At 57.0% G+C, this 15905-nt stretch carries 14 protein-coding genes; 3 read left to right on the top strand and 11 right to left on the bottom strand.

Annotation, left to right across the window (positions count from 1 at the left end):
* Nucleotides 1-12: 12 nt before the first annotated feature.
* A complete protein-coding gene (locus QLG03_RS04580) occupies nt 13-918 on the bottom strand; it encodes a LysR family transcriptional regulator (protein ID WP_023289409.1) in 906 nt (301 codons plus the stop codon).
* A gap of 138 nt (nt 919-1056) precedes the next feature.
* Here QLG03_RS04580 and QLG03_RS04575 point away from each other — a divergent pair, with 138 nt between their 5' ends.
* Nucleotides 1057-1986: an aromatic alcohol reductase gene (locus QLG03_RS04575; RefSeq protein WP_048297373.1), complete on the top strand. Its 930-nt coding sequence runs from the start codon at nt 1057-1059 to the stop codon at nt 1984-1986.
* A 25-nt stretch (nt 1987-2011) separates the two neighbouring features.
* Entirely contained in the window at nt 2012-2218 is a 207-nt protein-coding gene (locus tag QLG03_RS04570; protein WP_032452602.1) for a DUF1471 domain-containing protein, read from the top strand.
* 50 nt (nt 2219-2268) lie between these two features.
* On the opposite strand, the gene QLG03_RS04565 is transcribed toward QLG03_RS04570, so the two are convergent.
* The gene (locus QLG03_RS04565) at nt 2269-3147 is read right to left on the bottom strand and encodes an AraC family transcriptional regulator (protein ID WP_064154719.1); all 879 of its coding nucleotides are present in this window, start codon (nt 3145-3147) and stop codon (nt 2269-2271) included.
* A 158-nt stretch (nt 3148-3305) separates the two neighbouring features.
* On the opposite strand from QLG03_RS04565, the gene QLG03_RS04560 reads away from it, so the two are divergent.
* The gene (locus QLG03_RS04560; protein ID WP_255987388.1) at nt 3306-4061 is read left to right on the top strand and encodes an SDR family oxidoreductase; all 756 of its coding nucleotides are present in this window, start codon (nt 3306-3308) and stop codon (nt 4059-4061) included.
* A 4-nt stretch (nt 4062-4065) separates the two neighbouring features.
* Here the strand turns inward: QLG03_RS04560 and QLG03_RS04555 are convergent, their stop codons facing one another.
* The 9 genes from QLG03_RS04555 to QLG03_RS04515 form a co-directional block, all read right to left on the bottom strand.
* A complete protein-coding gene (locus QLG03_RS04555; protein WP_255987386.1) occupies nt 4066-4560 on the bottom strand; it encodes a hypothetical protein in 495 nt (164 codons plus the stop codon).
* 126 nt (nt 4561-4686) lie between these two features.
* The gene (tssJ, locus tag QLG03_RS04550; protein ID WP_023289403.1) at nt 4687-5229 is read right to left on the bottom strand and encodes a type VI secretion system lipoprotein TssJ; all 543 of its coding nucleotides are present in this window, start codon (nt 5227-5229) and stop codon (nt 4687-4689) included.
* On the bottom strand, nt 5207-6292 hold the full coding sequence (tssG, locus tag QLG03_RS04545) for a type VI secretion system baseplate subunit TssG (protein WP_255987384.1): 1086 nt from the start codon (nt 6290-6292) through the stop codon (nt 5207-5209). The genes tssJ and tssG overlap by 23 nt, the downstream gene beginning before the upstream one ends.
* Nucleotides 6256-8010: a type VI secretion system baseplate subunit TssF gene (tssF, locus tag QLG03_RS04540; RefSeq protein WP_255987382.1), complete on the bottom strand. Its 1755-nt coding sequence runs from the start codon at nt 8008-8010 to the stop codon at nt 6256-6258. Before tssF ends, tssG begins: the two co-directional genes overlap by 37 nt.
* 76 nt (nt 8011-8086) lie before the next feature.
* Complete coding sequence (locus QLG03_RS04535) at nt 8087-8557, bottom strand: hypothetical protein (RefSeq protein ID WP_077269270.1); 471 nt, start codon at nt 8555-8557, stop codon at nt 8087-8089.
* On the bottom strand, nt 8554-9609 hold the full coding sequence (locus QLG03_RS04530) for a polymorphic toxin type 44 domain-containing protein (protein WP_180263351.1): 1056 nt from the start codon (nt 9607-9609) through the stop codon (nt 8554-8556). Before QLG03_RS04530 ends, QLG03_RS04535 begins: the two co-directional genes overlap by 4 nt.
* Nucleotides 9610-9639: 30 nt before the next feature.
* Nucleotides 9640-11238, bottom strand: coding sequence for a type VI secretion system protein TssA (gene tssA, locus QLG03_RS04525; RefSeq protein ID WP_180263350.1), 1599 nt, complete (start codon nt 11236-11238; stop codon nt 9640-9642).
* On the bottom strand, nt 11235-14693 hold the full coding sequence (locus QLG03_RS04520; RefSeq protein WP_255987377.1) for an ImcF-related family protein: 3459 nt from the start codon (nt 14691-14693) through the stop codon (nt 11235-11237). The genes tssA and QLG03_RS04520 overlap by 4 nt, the downstream gene beginning before the upstream one ends.
* Nucleotides 14690-15898, bottom strand: a complete 1209-nt coding sequence (locus QLG03_RS04515) for a hypothetical protein (RefSeq protein WP_065812979.1) — start codon at nt 15896-15898, stop codon at nt 14690-14692. Before QLG03_RS04515 ends, QLG03_RS04520 begins: the two co-directional genes overlap by 4 nt.
* Between the last annotated feature and the right edge of the window lie 7 nt (nt 15899-15905).

Here is a 15905-nt window from a genome sequence, read left to right as displayed (position 1 = left end):
GATGCCCCGTCATCAGGCCTCGCTGAGCGGGGGTTGCAGAACGCGCCTGCTCCAGTCGTAAAACGCGCGCACCGCCGGCGGCAGATAGCGGTTTTGCGGATAGACCAGCGACAGGGGAAGATCAGACGCGGCCTGCTCCAGACAGGCGACCAGCGCGCCGCTCTGCAGCCAGGGTTGCGCCAGATAGCTGGCGACGCGGATCAGGCCCAGCCCCTGAACGCCGGCCTGGATATAGGCATCGGTATCGTCGACCACCAGCGTCTCCTGCATGCGGATCGCGCAGTCGCCGTCATCGAGGGAGAAAAGCCAGTCGATGGTCCGCCCGGTACGGTGGTTCAGGTATCCCACCGCCCGGTGCTGGTGCAGATCGTCAATGCTCTGCGGCCGGCCGTGGGCCGCTATCCAGGCCGGCGAGGCGAGGACCATCCAGCGGTAGCGGGCCAGAGGGCGCGCCACCAGGGTGGTGGAATCTTCGATTTGCCCGGTACGGATCACGCAGTCGAATCCCTCCTGGATAATATCTTCCACATTGTCGCTTGAGCAGAGGATCAGCTCCAGGTCGGGATACTGCTGCAGAAACTCGCCGATCCTCGGCAAAACGCAGTGCCGGGCGAGAGATTGCGGCATCCCCACCTTGAACCGCCCGGCGGGTTGCGCCGAGCGGCCGGGAAAGGAGGCTTCCATCGCCGTCATTTCGGCCAGCAGCCGTTTACACTCCTCGTAATACCGACGCCCCTCCGCCGTCACGCTGAGCTTGCGGGTGGTGCGCTGAAGAAGCTGCGCCCCAAGCCAGGCTTCCAGCTCCTTCACTACCCGAGACACCGTTGAGCGCGGCTGCCCCAGCGCCTCCGCCGCCCGGGCGAAGCTGTGGGCATCCACAACCGCAACATACAACTGCATGGCATCCAGTCTGTCCATTTGGTGCTCCCCCGACGGTTATTATCCCATTATGACGAACAGTCTAACCCGAAATCCTGTTCTTATCGAATGATGCCCTCCCCCCTACACTGAGCCTGTAGCCAGTGAATACAAGGCTTAACTAAGCAAGGAGTTAAAATGAAAACTGATGATATTAATCTTGAGGAAAAAGTATTAGTTCTGGGAGCGGGACAACTGGGGGCCGCCGTACTGGATGCGCTGGTGCCAGCGGTGATCCAGCGCCAGGGCGCGGTCTCGGTGATCGTCTCGCCGGCGGCCTGGGATGAAACCGGCCAGCTGCGTTCGGCAAGCCACCGGGCGCTGGCCGACGCCGGGGCCGCCTTTCTCGCCGTCGACATCGCCGGTAGTTCACTGGAGACCCTGACCGGGGCGTTTCGCGGGTACAGCACCGTGATTAACTGCATGGGCTTTGTCGCCGGTCCGGGGACGCAGCTGAAAATTACCCGCGCGGTGCTGGCCGCCGGAGTGCCTCGCTATTTTCCCTGGCAGTTTGGCGTCAATTACGATGTAGTCGGCAAAGGCAGCGGCCAGCCGGTCTGGGACGAGCAGTATGATGTCCGGACCCTGCTGCGCGCGCAGCAGGCCACGGAGTGGGTCATTATCTCCACCGGCATGTTTACCAGCTTTCTATTCGAGCCAGACTTCGATGTGGTGAATTTATCCACCCGAACCCTTCACGCCCTTGGCAGCTGGGACACCCAGGTGACCGTCACCTCGCCGGCGGATATTGGCCGCCTGACCACCGCGATTTATCTGCATCAGCCGCGGATCGTCAACGAGGTGACGTTTGTTGCCGGCGAAACGACCTCTTACCGGCAGCTGGCGGACACCGTGGAGCGCGTGACGCAGCAGACGTTCAGCAAAGCCGTTCACACCCTGCCCGCCCTGCTGGACCAACTGCGGACAGACCCGGATAACGCCATGCTGCGCTATCGCGCCGCCTTCGCCCGGGGGGATGGCGTGTGGTGGCCGATGGGCGACACCTGGAATACCCGCCACCATCTGCCGACCCAGGACATTGCCGGCTGGCTGCAGGCCGCGCGCTGATTTTCTCTCACAGGACAGAATGACGATGAACAAGCTGATTCCACTGATCGTATTGAGTTGCCTGCTGCCGCTGGCGGTCAACGCCAGGACCCTCACCGCCACCGGCGATACCCTGGACCACGCGGAAAGCAAAATTCGCCAGCAGGCCGCCCGCGAGGGCGCAACCGCCTATCGGATCATTGAGGCGCGAATGGGTAACAAAGTGCACATCACGGCGACACTCGATAACTGAACCACCGCTATCCGGCTCAGGGAGGAGCCGCCGCCAGCCCGCGCGCCAGATCAGGCGCTCATTCTTTCCCGTCGACGGTCGCGGCCCGGCGGCGCGCCGTACAGGCGAGCGTATTCCCGGGTGAACTGCGACACGCTGATATAGCCCACTTCGCCGGCCGCCTGCGCAATGCTCATCCCTTCCGCCAGCATCAGGCGGCGGGCGTGGATCAGGCGCAACTGCTTCTGAAACTGCAGCGGCGACAAGGTGGTCATGGCGCGGAAATGACGGTGAAAGACCGAAACGCTCATCCCGGCGGCGTCGGCCAGCGCGTCGACGCTGACTGGCTGCATAAAATCCCGGCGCAGCACCGCCACCGCCCGGCGGATCCGCGCCGAATGGCTGTCTGCGACGCCCAGCGCCCGGATGGCCGCCCCGTGAACACTCTGCAACAGCCAGTAATGCAGCTCTCGCCGCAGCCCTTCGCCTAACACCGCCAGCGCCCCCGGTTGATCAAACAGTCTTGCCAGCCGGTAAGCGGCGTCCGTCACGTCGGCATTCATCGGTTCGATACCGACGCGGGGCGCCTCATCCGCCCCTGACGGTCCCACCTCCTGCAGCTCGCGCAGGATAGCCAGATCCAGCTCCAGCACCAGCGCGTAATAGGGAAAACGCTGACTGGCCTCGGTGATCTGGCTGGTGGTGGGGACATCCGCGGCGATCACCATCGCCTCCCCTGGACCATAGTCGAAACTTGCCAGGCCGGTGGTCACGCTTTTGCGCCCCTGCAGCAGCATGGCCACCAGCGGCCTGGCGATGGCCGCCTGCAGATCGCCGGGGTGCAGGGCCCGCACCAGAGTGATGCCGGGAACCGGGGTAACCGCCACCCCGCTGCTATCGACATGAGCATCGGCATACCGGCGGCAGAGAGCGAAGAGTTCGTCGCGCATAAGATCCTTTCAGGCAAGTTTTAAAGCCTCAGTATGCGCTATTTCCCACCAGAAGAGAGTGTATGGAGAGGAATGGGCAAAAAATAACAAGGATTGGGCAACCCGGTCTGGTAGGCACCCCCTATTGTAAGGACTCCACACACCAGAGAGGATCGAACATGACTAAGATTGCACTTATCACCGGCGCTAACCGCGGCCTTGGCCGTCAGACCGCACTGGATATCGCCCGCCAGGGTGGGGACGTCATCGTCACCTGCCGCGGCAATATTGAACAGGCGGAAGCGGTGGTGGCCGACATTCACGCCCTCGGCCGCAAGGCCATCGCCCTGCCGCTGGATATGGCGCAGACCGCCAGCTTTCCGGCCTTCGCAGACAGCCTGCGCGCTGCGCTGGGCAGCGTCTGGGGACGGGACACCTTCGACCATCTGATCAATACCGCGGGACACGGCGAATTTGCCCCGCTGGCCGAAACGCGCGAGGCGCAGTTCGACGGGCTGTTTAACGTCCACGTTAAGGGGGTGTTTTTCCTCGTTCAAACCCTGCTGCCGCTGCTGGCTGACGGCGGACGGATCGTTAACTTCTCCTCCGGACTGACCCGCGTCTCTTATCCTGGCTTCTCCGCCTACGCCGCGGCCAAAGCGGCTGTGGAGATGCTGAGCGTATACATGGCCCGCGAGCTGGGCGGGCGCGGCATCACCGTCAATACCGTCGCCCCCGGCGCTATCGCCACCGACTTTGGCGGCGGACTGGTGCGGGACGACGCGGGGGTTAACGCGCAGTTTGCCGCGATGACGGCGCTGGGACGGGTGGGCGTTCCCGAGGATATTGGGCCGATGATCGCCAGCCTGCTGCGCGACGATAACCGCTGGGTGACCGCCCAGCGGATCGAGGTATCGGGCGGACAGACCATCTGACCAGTCAGGCCAGGCTGTCGATCGCCATAAAAAAGCGGTCTTCGGTGAGAATCTGTCGCGCCTCCGGGGGCTGGCGCGCCTGACGGATCAACCAGCCGCCGTCCGGGGCCAGGCTCAGATAAAACACCTCCCGGGAGCCCGCCCCGCCAGGTGTCTCAAGGCTCAGGGTCACGACCCCATTTTCCACGCCATCCCACAGCTGCTGCGGCACGATATTGACGCTGCGCTCGCCGTTTTGCAGGCGGAGAGTGGGGATATCGTAGCGGCGGATGCCGCTATTGAGGCTGTAGCCAAGGGTGCTCAGATCGTGGAGGTGGCGGGTCGAAACCACCACCTCGATGCCCGTTCCGTCAAACCACTGATTCACCTGCCGGGCGAGTGCCGCCATCTGCTGGCGAAACATGGCAATATCCGCGGCGGCCGCCCTATCGTAGGTGGTCGTCCGCGGCGGATTTTGCTGGTGCTGCAGTTTCTTAAAAAAACGCTCCCTCGCTGTCACGTTATCTCCCTGTGCTGTGATGAAACCGGTGAGGCTGGATGAGGATGGTTACCGCCAGTTCGCTGGTTAACGAAGATTACGGGCCAATCGCCACGATGGACCCGCCGCAGAAATTTGTTTTCGACATTACTTCGCCGCTTCAGGCCTGAGCCTTAGCTGGTTAGTTTCGGCGGTAAAAATACGTGGCTTGTCAGGATCCAATTCCTCACGCGCCAGCACCTGCTTCCAGGTATTTCTTTCTGTATCCGGATGGCGGAACAGGCCGACAACCGCCACGAACTTCGCCTGCGTTTCCAGCGGCATATTGAGACTGGCGTCCCCTCCGGGGTTGATCACTACGTCGCGACTGGCGAGGAGATCGGCGGCGAGCAGAATATCCCCCTCCTCCAGCAGCTGCTGATAAACCAGCCGGTCAAAGGTCCGGCGATCTTTAAGCTGATAGATGCGCACCACCACCGGTTCGGAGAGCGAGTGATTCTCTCTGGCATCGGTGTTGAGCGCTTCGCGCGCCGTAAAATCCAGATGCAGCGTATTAATTTGCTTATAAAAAACGGCGTTGAAGGCGGATTTTGTTCCCTCCGAGACGCGCTGGGTGAGCCCGCATCCGCTCAGGCAAAGCGCTAGCAGGGACAGCAGGCAGGCGGTTTTAATCAAACTTATACGTAACACGTCGGTTTCCTTGCGATGAGGTGGCAGGCTGCAGGCCGGTATAGATGCCCAGTTCGGTGGTAAATGTCTGTGGGATATCATCCTGACTCTCACCCTCTCCAGCGCCCAGCACGCCGTTCATACCGAGCCAGAACGGTCCGTCCCCCAGCGGCGGGACAGCCAGCAGTCGGGTCGGCGCGGTCAGGGTGATTCTGGCCCGGAATCGCCAGCCCAGATACACCCGCAGCAGGATGAGAAAGTCCCGAAACAGCGGGCCATCAGGCTTCCAGCCCTGCGACTCCTCGGGATTATCGGTGATAAGGGCGACGAGGAGCTGGCTACTGCTGTCCATCGCTTCGTCACCCAGCGGGGTATTTCCGTCCAGTAAGAAGTCGTCATCGCCGTAAAAGCCCAGCGGCTGGCTGACCGCCACCGGACGCAGGCAGTAAGGGCTCACCCTGACGGTGGTCTTCGGGGCCAGCAGCGTGATCAGCGCCTGGATCCCCTGCTGAGTTTTGCCCGGCTGACGCAGCACGCCAGTCAGCGCCAGAAAGCGCGACGCTGGCGAGGCGATATGCCGCGTCGTGCCGGGGATGCCCAGCCCCGCCAGACCCAGCAGCGACTGTGACAGGCGGTCGGTACCGCCGGGCTCAAAGGTGGCGGGCCAGCAGTATTTCCGCCAGATGCGGTAATACTGCGTGATAATCCGGTGACTGAAGATATCCAGCACCCCCTGCAGCGCTTCATGCCCTTCCCTGCGCTGGGCGATATCATCGAGCCAGGCCGTCGGGAGCGGCGAATCGACACCGTACAAGCCCATAAAGGTGGTGCGAATGACCGGCGGCCCGCTGTCATTGGCCTCATCGTATTCCACGGCTCTGAGTTCGCTGGCGGGGAACCCCATCCCCGGATGCGGATGAAAACGTACCGGATCGTCAGCCGGATGGCTGGTCGCCCCCATCAGCGGTTTATCGGGGTGCTGTCGTTCCAGAAGCTGACAAAAGCGGTAAAAATTGATCCGCGGCAGGTCGGCCTCCAGACGCGGCATCAGCCGGGAATGCGTCGGCTGTGCTTCTCTTCCCATTCCAGTCGTTCTCCGGTTGGTTGCAGAATGATAATCAGGCGGTTGAACAAGTAGATATCGGTGTAGAGCGCAAAGAAGCGGCTGAGCATCTCGCCAAACAGGCATATATCGCCTCGTCCGGCAAAGCCGTGGCTGTCGAGGGTGACTTCAATCTGCACGCCGCGCACCAGATGGCCCTGTGCAAAGCGCTCTGTTGCGCGGTGCTTCACCTCGAGGATGGCTTCCAGACGCCGACGATTCATCTCGCTGTCGGTCCATTCATACAGCGCCAGGGTGCCGCGCAGGACTTCAGCGTTGTCCATCAGGGAAAGAAAACTGCTGCCCAAATGGCTCAGCACCCGCCAGTGAAAACGATCCTGGGCAGGGGGATAGCACGGGAGCGTCGGCGCGCAGAGGTTACGAACCGCGACGCTGGCCGAGGTGGGTTTCATCACCGTATCGAGCACGGTGCTCTGCAGCGCACGACGCGGAAGCTGGCCGTTGGTTCCGGTGAGGGTGAGCGACAGGCTTTCATCTTCCGGTACGGTATGATTGTCAAGGGCTTCCCCACCGACGATAAGCCAGGTGTTATGCAACCCGGAGGGGCCACGGCGCACCCGGGTATGATAGTAATAATCAGGCGCGTCATGACGCATCATGCCGCCTTTGTGACGAAAGCTTGAGAACGGCGCGTAAGCCTGTTGGCTCGAGGAGATCACGGAATCGACGGTGTAAATTTCAGTGTGGCCGTCCTGCACGCGCAGTGGGCGCAGCAGGTATTCTGTCTGCAGGGAATTGATGGTCAGCGGATCGGACTCCAGCGGGAACAGGTTGATCGCCGGTACGCAGTGCAGGCGCAGCTGCTTTTCGCTGAAGCGGAAGTCATGTTCCCAGCGTTCCGCCAGCACGACGTCGATCTCAAACCACGCCATCCCGGCCGGGAAAGCCACCGTCTCCAGCCCGCGCAGGTCGATGAACATGAACTTTTCACGGAAGGTAAAATACTCCAGCAGCAGCTGGTAGCCGCGAAAACTGCGGCCATCTTCGGGCCAGAGGCCGTCATCCTCGCCAAATCCCAGCGCGCTGAAATACCCGTCCAGCGGCTTTCTGTCCTCCTCACCGGGTACGCGCAGCCACATCCTGGCCACCTTGAGGGTAAAGGCCTCGTGCATGGCGCAGGCCAGCGGCGCATCGGCGTTGCAGTAGAGCGGGATATGGCTGAGATCGATCCGGCGCCAGTCCGTCAGGCTGCTGCAGTTAAAGCGCAGCGTGATCACCGACCGGCCATCCGTATCGGTGGTGAGCTGAGCGCGCTCCAGGGACAACGGCTGCAGAGCGATCGCTTTGGTGGTGGTGTACCGACAGCGCGTGCCCTTTTCACCGATCGGCCGGGAAAGCACTTCAAAGCCTTTGGCCATCGTCATCGGCTCTTTCATTTCCTGCCAGTCGGGGGTGAATTCCACGACCGACAGGGAAGGAATGGTACGTAAATAATGTGGCCACAGCAGACTGACCACGCCTTCGGTGAGTTCGGGCAGATCGTCATCGAGCTTCTGGCGCATGCGGCCCATCAGGAAGGCAAAACCTTCAAACAGACGCTCGACAAAGGGGTCGCGGGCGCCCGCTTTGTCAAGATTGAGCATTGCCGCCTGCTCAGGATGAGCGCGGGCAAACTCTTCACCCGCTTCCAGCAGGTAGCGCATTTCAGCGTCGTAATAACGCAGGGTTAAATCGTCCATATATTTATATTGATTTCCTTTCAGTTATCAGATTTTGAAATTGTCTACTAAAAAAATAATCTTTATAACACCTGAATTAATATTTATAATTAAATGCCTTTATTTTTTTAAAACATTTATTGCCAGGACTATTTTTAATCATGCCTTTAACAAAATCATCTTTTATATAAATCGACGCGTAGCACACGCCCTCTTTTGTGGAAAGAATAAAATTTTGACCGCCGCCACCTGCAGCGTTATATTCGTATTGACCGCCAATCCTCCAACCAATATCGAGTGCTGCATCTTTCCTAAACAGAGATATAAAAGAAACTTTAATTTTAACTCTTTTTCCAGGCGCTATAATTTCAGGCTTTGATCGTACTATACGCGCGACTTCGTCAGGCTCAGGTTCGACATTATATATACTCTCACCTGCATACACGAATATAGTTTCATTGGTGTTATTTATAATAACTACGACTGGCCTTATCGGAATAAAATGAACAACAATGAATGACACTGCCATAAATAATGCAATAGCTGTTAACGTTTTTATTTTTTTCAAAATGATTCGTCACTTTTTTCTGGATTATCTGTATTCCAGCACCAATGATTTTCTCTTGAGTGTGGAAGGCGCGCATCAGGTGTTTTTTCTAAAACGCAAAGAATATTATCTGCCGTCAACGTCTCTGCAAATTTCCCATGTTCATGAAAAAGATTAAACCCTATTTTCATGCTAGTAATATCATCCAGGGTATCATCCCCCATTGCACCTGGCGTCATGTTTTGTTCCCAAGTAGATCCTTTCAGGAGAATTGCTTCAGAAAAGCCGACACTAAGTCCAACATAACCATAATGTATGTTTGACCACACATCATAAAAATAATCATACTGTTTGAATTTATGGTAATAAGACTTTGATGATTTTCCTTTCCTGGGAAGTGGTCGTGCTACTGCAACGGATGAAAACCGATCGCGAATCTTCGGTTTATGATCCCAGATTGAACCTGTTTTCACGGTCTGATACCAAATAGCCATTGCAGAAAGTAAATCCCTTTTAGGGGGCGGACCCAGCTTTGCATAAAAAGGAAGTTTATTCCATTCAGTAAGCCTTTTTATTAGATAATCTTCGTCAATTAAATATCGTATTGTTTCTGCCGTATCGCTTCTGACATTCGCCTTGATTTCACTTAGTATATATTCTGCAACTTTAATCGCCCCATCTGTGTGAGTACATTGCCGTTCAGTCTTATTTTCTGAATGAGGATTCTTATCGGGATCCTGTAAAGATGCCTTAAGCCCATCGAGTGAAAATAAAGTAGTTATGCACTCACCTCCTTTCTCATAAGTATCATTTATCATTGATGGAATAAACTTCGCCTTACAGGGGCAAGTACTACAGCTGTCGAGGCTTCCAGCCATTCGCCGGCCGTGAATGGTATCGTTGTCGATGCCACCGGCAATCTTGTATCGACCCGGGTGCTTTCCGCAAGTGACGCTGTCCTGCTCCCGGGCAACAGGTTTATCAAACAGAGTGTGATCTTCAGCGCCCGTTGTTATTCTTCCGCCACAGGTCGTTCTGTCTCCCTGCACCAGATAAAATCCTTTAGTTGTCATAGGTTCTCCTTGGCGTCAGTTTCCGTTCAGTTAGCCGCAAAGCACCGCGCTACTGGCTGGATCGAGCGCAATCAGCCGCGCCAGCAACTGATCCATCTCCGGTTGCAACCGTAACTTTTCACTCTCGCTGCGAGTGGCTTTCATGCGCAGCAGCCTGAGCCGTCGCGATTTAATCTCGAATAACAGGGCTGGGATCCACTGCGTGAGGGTGATAGATCCTGCCGTATCGTCAAGTTCTTGCAGCAGATAGAGCGCGAGGTCATTCTTCCCCTTCTGTTCGGCCACGCGGGCCATCAGCAGGCGCAACAGCCATTTATCTTTAATGGATTCCGTGCCCGGGCGAGTCTGAAGCCAGTGGAGTGCAGCATCGAGACCGTCTGTGTCAGCCTTCTCAAGTGCTTCAGGTTCGAGGGCCAGAATGTCGTTATCAGCGCCGCTGGCAGCCGATACTGGCTCATCCCGCCAGATGGACATATCGTCGAGTACATTCTGATTTATCCAGCTCAGCGTGACCTCATCGGCAAACGGCGTGCCATCGTTAAAAGCCAGTGTTTCAAGCCCGGTCAGACGGCGCAGCAATCCTTTCAGATCGGCAATGATAATATCGGCCAGCACATCCTGACCCGACTTCATCAGCGCCTGATGGATATACCATTGCAGGTCAAGCCAGAGATGATTAGCGCCACGTGAGAAGTTGCTGTCTGCCTGTTCCAGTATCTCCGACCAGCTCTGTTGAAGATACAGTCGCTTGAGCATGGCACGCTGATCTGCTCTGGGAGGCTCGATACGCGTTTTTCCATCAGCATCAGGCGCTGGGATGATTGTCAGGGTGTCATGACGAAGGCTTTTCATTAGCCGATGCGCGGCAAGCCAGCCATCGGGTTGAACACGCAGATATGCGGTCAGGGCTCGCGCCTGGGCCAGCAGATCCTGACCGGAAGAGATGTTGCTGAGAACTGGCGCTTCATATTCAGCCGTGCGGGAAGCAGTTTGATCCAGCCCCTGATTTCCGACGTTCTGAGGCACCACCGCTTCGACTCCCCCGCTCTTTATCAGGCGCGACTCCAGTGCGCCCCAGAGCGCTTGCAGATCTGGCCGTGATGTTTCGGGTTCTGACGTCAGACAATCATCAATGAGAAGCAGCGCGCCGATGGACCGCCTTGCGTCCTCCCGGACAACTTCTGGAAAAAGTGAAAGACTGTCCAACATACGTGTACCGCCCAACCACTCGAGGGCTGCTTTGCGGCTACGGTCGCGCTGCGGATGAAGCTGCATGCCATATTGTTGCAGCAATCCTGCCAGCAGCTCCAGCCCATCGGCCAAGCCAGCTTCCCCGTCCTGGTGTAAACGGGCCCAGCAGTAATAGGTGACAATCCGGATATCTTTTGTTGTTGCCAGTAACTGTCCAGCCAGCTGGCAAATCAGTCCCGTATCGACACCGGCGATCTTATTGACCTCCTCGCGGATACGCTGAAAATCATCGTCATAGCCCGGCTCGCTGCCGGTGGGCTGGCTATCACTGATTGGCGCAAGCCATGACTGCCAGTTTTCCTGGCGTGACCGGGCCTGCTGGCGCAGTACGCTTTCATCCAACTGACTGGCGGCAACCAGATTTTGTAAAATACTCATTTTTCCATCTCATCCATGTCACTATTCCCTACCCCCGCCGTCAGGGCCTGTGCGCTCTCAGCCGCATCGACAGTGAAAATCTGATCCGGCAGGGTCAATCCGCGCAGCGCCAGAAGCACCAGCGGGCCGCTCCCAAGCTGGGAGCGCAGTACCCACTGCAGGGTGCGGCCATCCGGAGCGGTGAAGCTCATCATCCACTGGCTGCGTTCGAGCTGCTGGCGTTTACCCTGCTCCAGCCAGCGAATAAAACCCCAGGTTCCGCTGTAGTCACCAAACAGGCGCGTGCCCGCATTGACGGTGGTCCAGGTCAGCAGAGCGCCGGGTTTATACGTTTCCCCCGGCCAGCGGAAAGTCTGCCAGTCGGCCATCTGATTGAAATAGCGCAGCTTTTGGCCGTCTATCGTCAGCTGTGTCTCCACGACCTGTGCAACAGGCCTGGCCTGCAATTCGAAGCTGATGCCCTGGCTGCCATCGGTGAAAAGAATGTCGGACAGCTGGCTTAGCTGGTTGATGGCGCGCAGAAAGGCTGGATTAAAGACCAGGCCGTGACTGTTGACCTTATCCGGCACCCACTGACTACCTTCTTTATGCAGAACACCGTTCAGCTCCGTCGTAAGAAAACGTTCGATTCGCCCGCTGTCTTTGCGCACAAACTCAGCCAGCATCGGCAGAGAGGCGTCGCTTTTGCTGGCGGCAAACGGAAAGCGGCCGTCAAAAGCGGTGTGCCAGCTGGCGACTACCGATCGGCGCCATTTATCATTCAGACTGGCCGCCGACGGCAGAAGCACGGTTTCCCAGGCCTGAGTCAGCGGCTGCACAAACAGAGTGTTACCGAAGCCACTCCACTCTTCGCCAAGGCTTGCCGAAATCAGACTGCCATATTGTTGCGTGTCGGTCAGGTCGACGCTTTTCCCCTGGAGGACGGTCTGCGCCAGGGTCTGCATCATCTCCTGCGGATCGGAGGCATTCGCAACCTGCTGCAGACGCAGGCGCACGCGGGTGATGCGGGTCAGATAGGTTTGCAGGCTCAGGGTGCTGTCGGCCGACATGACGTTGTTGCCCGTGTTTTTCCCCATTAGCTGGAGCAGTGGGCCGAACGTGTCATCCAGAGGCCCCTGCGGCCCGGCTGCCGACTGGTCGATGACCGGCTTGTCTTTTCCGCCCACCAGATCTTTGGCCGATTTAATAAGGCTGTCCGACAGCCCCTCCCTTTGTTGCCCCGCCTGCCCCTGCCAGGCAAGGGTATTCATCAGGGCAATCAGCGGCGACTGGCGGACATCGCTTATCAGCGTGAGCTGGTCGGTAACATCGGCGATATTGGTCGCCGGATTAAGTCGTAGACTGTTGAGAAAATTCAGCCAGCTGCCAGCGAAATCGGTGAAGTAGCGTCGGGTCAAACGCGCTTTCAGCGCCTCCGGCGACAGGTCTGTCGACACCGTTTTGCGCGAATCGCTCAGCACCCAGTCGATTTCCTCCCGGCGCGAGCTGGCTGCCTTATCAATGGCCTGCTGAATGCCGCCTTCCCATGCCTGGCGGGTAAACATCCCCGGGACCACTTCATCGGTGGTAAACAGGCGGCGCGCATCGGTGCCACTGGTCATGTCTTCCAGCGATACATCGGCAAAATTACGACGCACGGATTTGAGCATGTTCTCATACAAGGTGCTTTCGGCATTGCGGCGACCTATCTGCTGCAACAGAACCTGACGGCTCTGACTGACACGTTGTGCATCCGGGATGATCTTCCACTCTGGCCGCTCGGGCAGCAGGGAGAGATAAAAGGCCCACAGATCCGGCGCCAGACTTTGCCACAGTCCGGTCGAGATCCCCTTTCGCGTTGGCTGGACCGTTTTCATGGTCTGCGCGAAAAAGGCGCCATCGGCTTTATCCGGACGAGCCATCATCAGCCAGGCTTTCAGCTGGTCATAGCCCGGTTTCGCCAGCCGGGCTCGCTGGTCGCTATTGGGTGCGGAGTTGACCAGCGCGCTGAGCGCCTGCCGCAGCGCGACATTGGCCGGGTCACGTATCAGGCGGTTGTTTGCCACGCCGTACCAGGGCAGGACGGCGTCTAATAGTTGCTGATGATGGTCCAGACCAAAGCGCCGATACCAGGGCGCTCCCTTCTGCCCATCGTGCACGAGACGGCCGGCCTCATTGCGCAGGGCATGGAGGGCCGTCAGTTGATAGTCAGAAACAGAGGGGTGGGTCACCAGGTCACGGGCTTTTCCCGCTACCGAAACAATCTGGCTGTAATTAAGGGTAAAGGAGAGCAGCAGTCCCGCCGCCCACAGGCCGAGGATGGCCATCAGACCGCACGCCAGGCCCCGCTCCCACGCCATTCCCACGTGATGCCCGCGTAAACGGCGGCAGTCATCGACGATTCCCTGCCAGGTGGCGGGCAGCGTCAGGAGATGAGGCTGGCCCGCAGGCGAGGCATCAGCCTCCTGATAAGGATCTGCGCTACGAGGCGCCGGCAGGCTAAACATCAGGCCTCGCAGCGCAAACCGCTGTCGCGAGGCGGTCAGCCATGGCGCCAGCTGCCAGCGCCATTGCGCGATCCCCCCGTCGAGAAACTGCTGCCCCAGACGCAGCAGGAAGTCGTGGCGGGTCTCCTCCGCGATCTGGCGCATCCCCTTCTCCCGCAGCATGGGCAGCATTTGCGCAAGCTGACGGGCGACATCGTCCTCGGTAGCGCGTAACGGGAAGCTAACCCCTACCGCCTGCACCGCGCGGTCAGCCTGCGACCACTCACTGCCGCACAGTTTCCACAGCCAAACCGGGGCGGCATAGCCCAGCAGTTCGCTAATTTTTTCCAGCCCGCGCAGGTCGTTTTCGCTTATCTGCGGCGTCAGGGTGAGAGACGACGGCATCACCCGCACAATCCCGTCCAGAGGACGGCCGCGGCGCAGCTTGCGTAGCGCGATGTATTTTTCTCGGTCAGGCTCCGATGCAAGGCTGCCGCCGTAAATCAGTACGGTGCGGTTGCCTTCAAGCCAGTGCTGCCGTTGTAGGCCGGGAACCAGTTGTTCGATTGCCGACTCATCGCCAGTGACCAGAAGCAGGCGGACTTTGCGCCGCCAGTGAATTCCAATTCGGGTTCGCAGATGGTCACGTATCCTGGCACACATCACCACTGCCGGAGAAACAGAGATGTTTTCACTCTCATTTTTTCTCTCATTATCATCACCACAGGTGACATCCAGGAGAGCCTCAAACTCCTTTTTACCGGCACTGAGCGCTGTCCAGAGGAGCACAACTGACATGATAAATATACATCCCGTAATGCAACACCCACCAATAAGCCAGTAAATCTGCTGCTGATTATCGTCCTCAAGTCCGGCCATGTCAGGATGTTTCCAGACGATAAATGTCATTGCAGCCAAGAGTAAAAAGAGAATGAATACAACAGAAAGATAGCGACCTTCCGTAGTTTTCGGTGCTAAAAGTAACTTCACGGATCCATCTCCTGTCTTGAAGCTATCGGAGTAATAAGCGTGCTCCACAGTACATTCTGAGTGGTATCTCCGCATATGATCATCTGTGGCGATTGTGTTTGTCGGGCAATTTCAGTGGCGGCAGCAATAGCCAGCCAGGGTGCAGCGGCTCCAGCATTCCCCATAGATATATCGAGTGAAATGACATCCTCATCTTTTACGCACTGCGCAGGATGTGCATTCTGACATCCAATCGCTTCTGCACGTTGCTCACCTGCCATTCCAGCGAGCCATAAATTTTTCACCATATTTTCTTTTAGCGGGACGTTCCAGGCGGCCATGCCCATCCCCTCGCTCAGTTCACCTGATCGAGCAGCATCTGGCCGGTGTAATAACGCTTGGGGTTCGAATACATCCTGCGTCAGGCGGTTACCAAGAAGAAGAGCTACCCCGGCTTCTGCGGTGTTGTCAGAAATGACCGGATTAAACTGGAGCCCTATAATCAATAACATTGCTTTATCTTTAGTACGTACGTTCAACCAGTGTTCAATTATGCTAAGTCCATTCCCTTCGCCGTATTCAACTGGAATATTAATATTATTGCTTTGCCAAGCCGCATCCCAGTATTGGCGAATACTTTTCAGAGGCAGCGATGTTGTTACATCAAAAAATACTACTAATGGATATTTATCAGGAATTTGTGTAAAAGGAATTTCGGCTATCAACTGCGAAAAAATATTTGTTATTACGAATTTCAGAGAATCCTGCGGGCTGGAAGTAATTTGGCTCATTCTGGAGCTTTCATTACCATCCCGGTCAACCTGTGAAACAATAATGCTTTCGTTGTTTTGCATAGCAATAGCTGTATCTTTCTGAGCAACTGATGGGTGGCCGGTAATAAATGTTGCATTCAGCACCTGCAGTGCACGCCGTGCCTTACGGGTTTCCCGCAGAATCCACTGTTCTCGCTGTTTGTCAAAAGCGTTTGCTTTACTATCCTGTAAAGACCCAAGAAGCAGACGAGAAGAAAGCAAGACACTCCATAAAGCAACAGGAAAACCTAATGCTAATTTCCAAAAATACAGACTTTCAAGATAATTCCCCCAAATATACAATAAGATAATGCTGACCAAAAACATGACAACCAGAGCAATAAGCCAACGAGAGAAATTCAGAGGCTTAGTTCTGGGATAGCGTCTTGGCAAATTTTTAAGTGTATATGGCATCTGTTTT

Origin of the sequence: Klebsiella sp. V115_8 (genome assembly GCF_029967715.1) — a bacterium.
In the GTDB taxonomy this organism is placed as follows: domain Bacteria; phylum Pseudomonadota; class Gammaproteobacteria; order Enterobacterales; family Enterobacteriaceae; genus Klebsiella; species Klebsiella quasipneumoniae.
The sequence above is the reverse complement of the archived record's forward strand: the minus strand, read 5'-3'. Positions and strand labels throughout refer to the sequence as shown.

Bases quoted from the DNA above. Each gene is read 5' to 3' on its own strand.
- tssA (WP_180263350.1), bottom strand. From the start codon at position 11,238: ATGAGTATTTTACAAAATCTGGTTGCCGCCAGTCAGTTGGATGAAAGC.
- QLG03_RS04530 (WP_180263351.1), bottom strand. From the start codon at position 9,609: ATGACAACTAAAGGATTTTATCTGGTGCAGGGAGACAGAACGACCTGT.
- QLG03_RS04515 (WP_065812979.1), bottom strand. From the start codon at position 15,898: ATGCCATATACACTTAAAAATTTGCCAAGACGCTATCCCAGAACTAAG.
- QLG03_RS04565 (WP_064154719.1), bottom strand. From the start codon at position 3,147: ATGCGCGACGAACTCTTCGCTCTCTGCCGCCGGTATGCCGATGCTCAT.
- QLG03_RS04575 (WP_048297373.1), top strand. From the start codon at position 1,057: ATGAAAACTGATGATATTAATCTTGAGGAAAAAGTATTAGTTCTGGGA.
- QLG03_RS04570 (WP_032452602.1), top strand. From the start codon at position 2,012: ATGAACAAGCTGATTCCACTGATCGTATTGAGTTGCCTGCTGCCGCTG.
- tssG (WP_255987384.1), bottom strand. From the start codon at position 6,292: ATGGGAAGAGAAGCACAGCCGACGCATTCCCGGCTGATGCCGCGTCTG.
- tssF (WP_255987382.1), bottom strand. From the start codon at position 8,010: ATGGACGATTTAACCCTGCGTTATTACGACGCTGAAATGCGCTACCTG.
- QLG03_RS04560 (WP_255987388.1), top strand. From the start codon at position 3,306: ATGACTAAGATTGCACTTATCACCGGCGCTAACCGCGGCCTTGGCCGT.
- QLG03_RS04580 (WP_023289409.1), bottom strand. From the start codon at position 918: ATGGACAGACTGGATGCCATGCAGTTGTATGTTGCGGTTGTGGATGCC.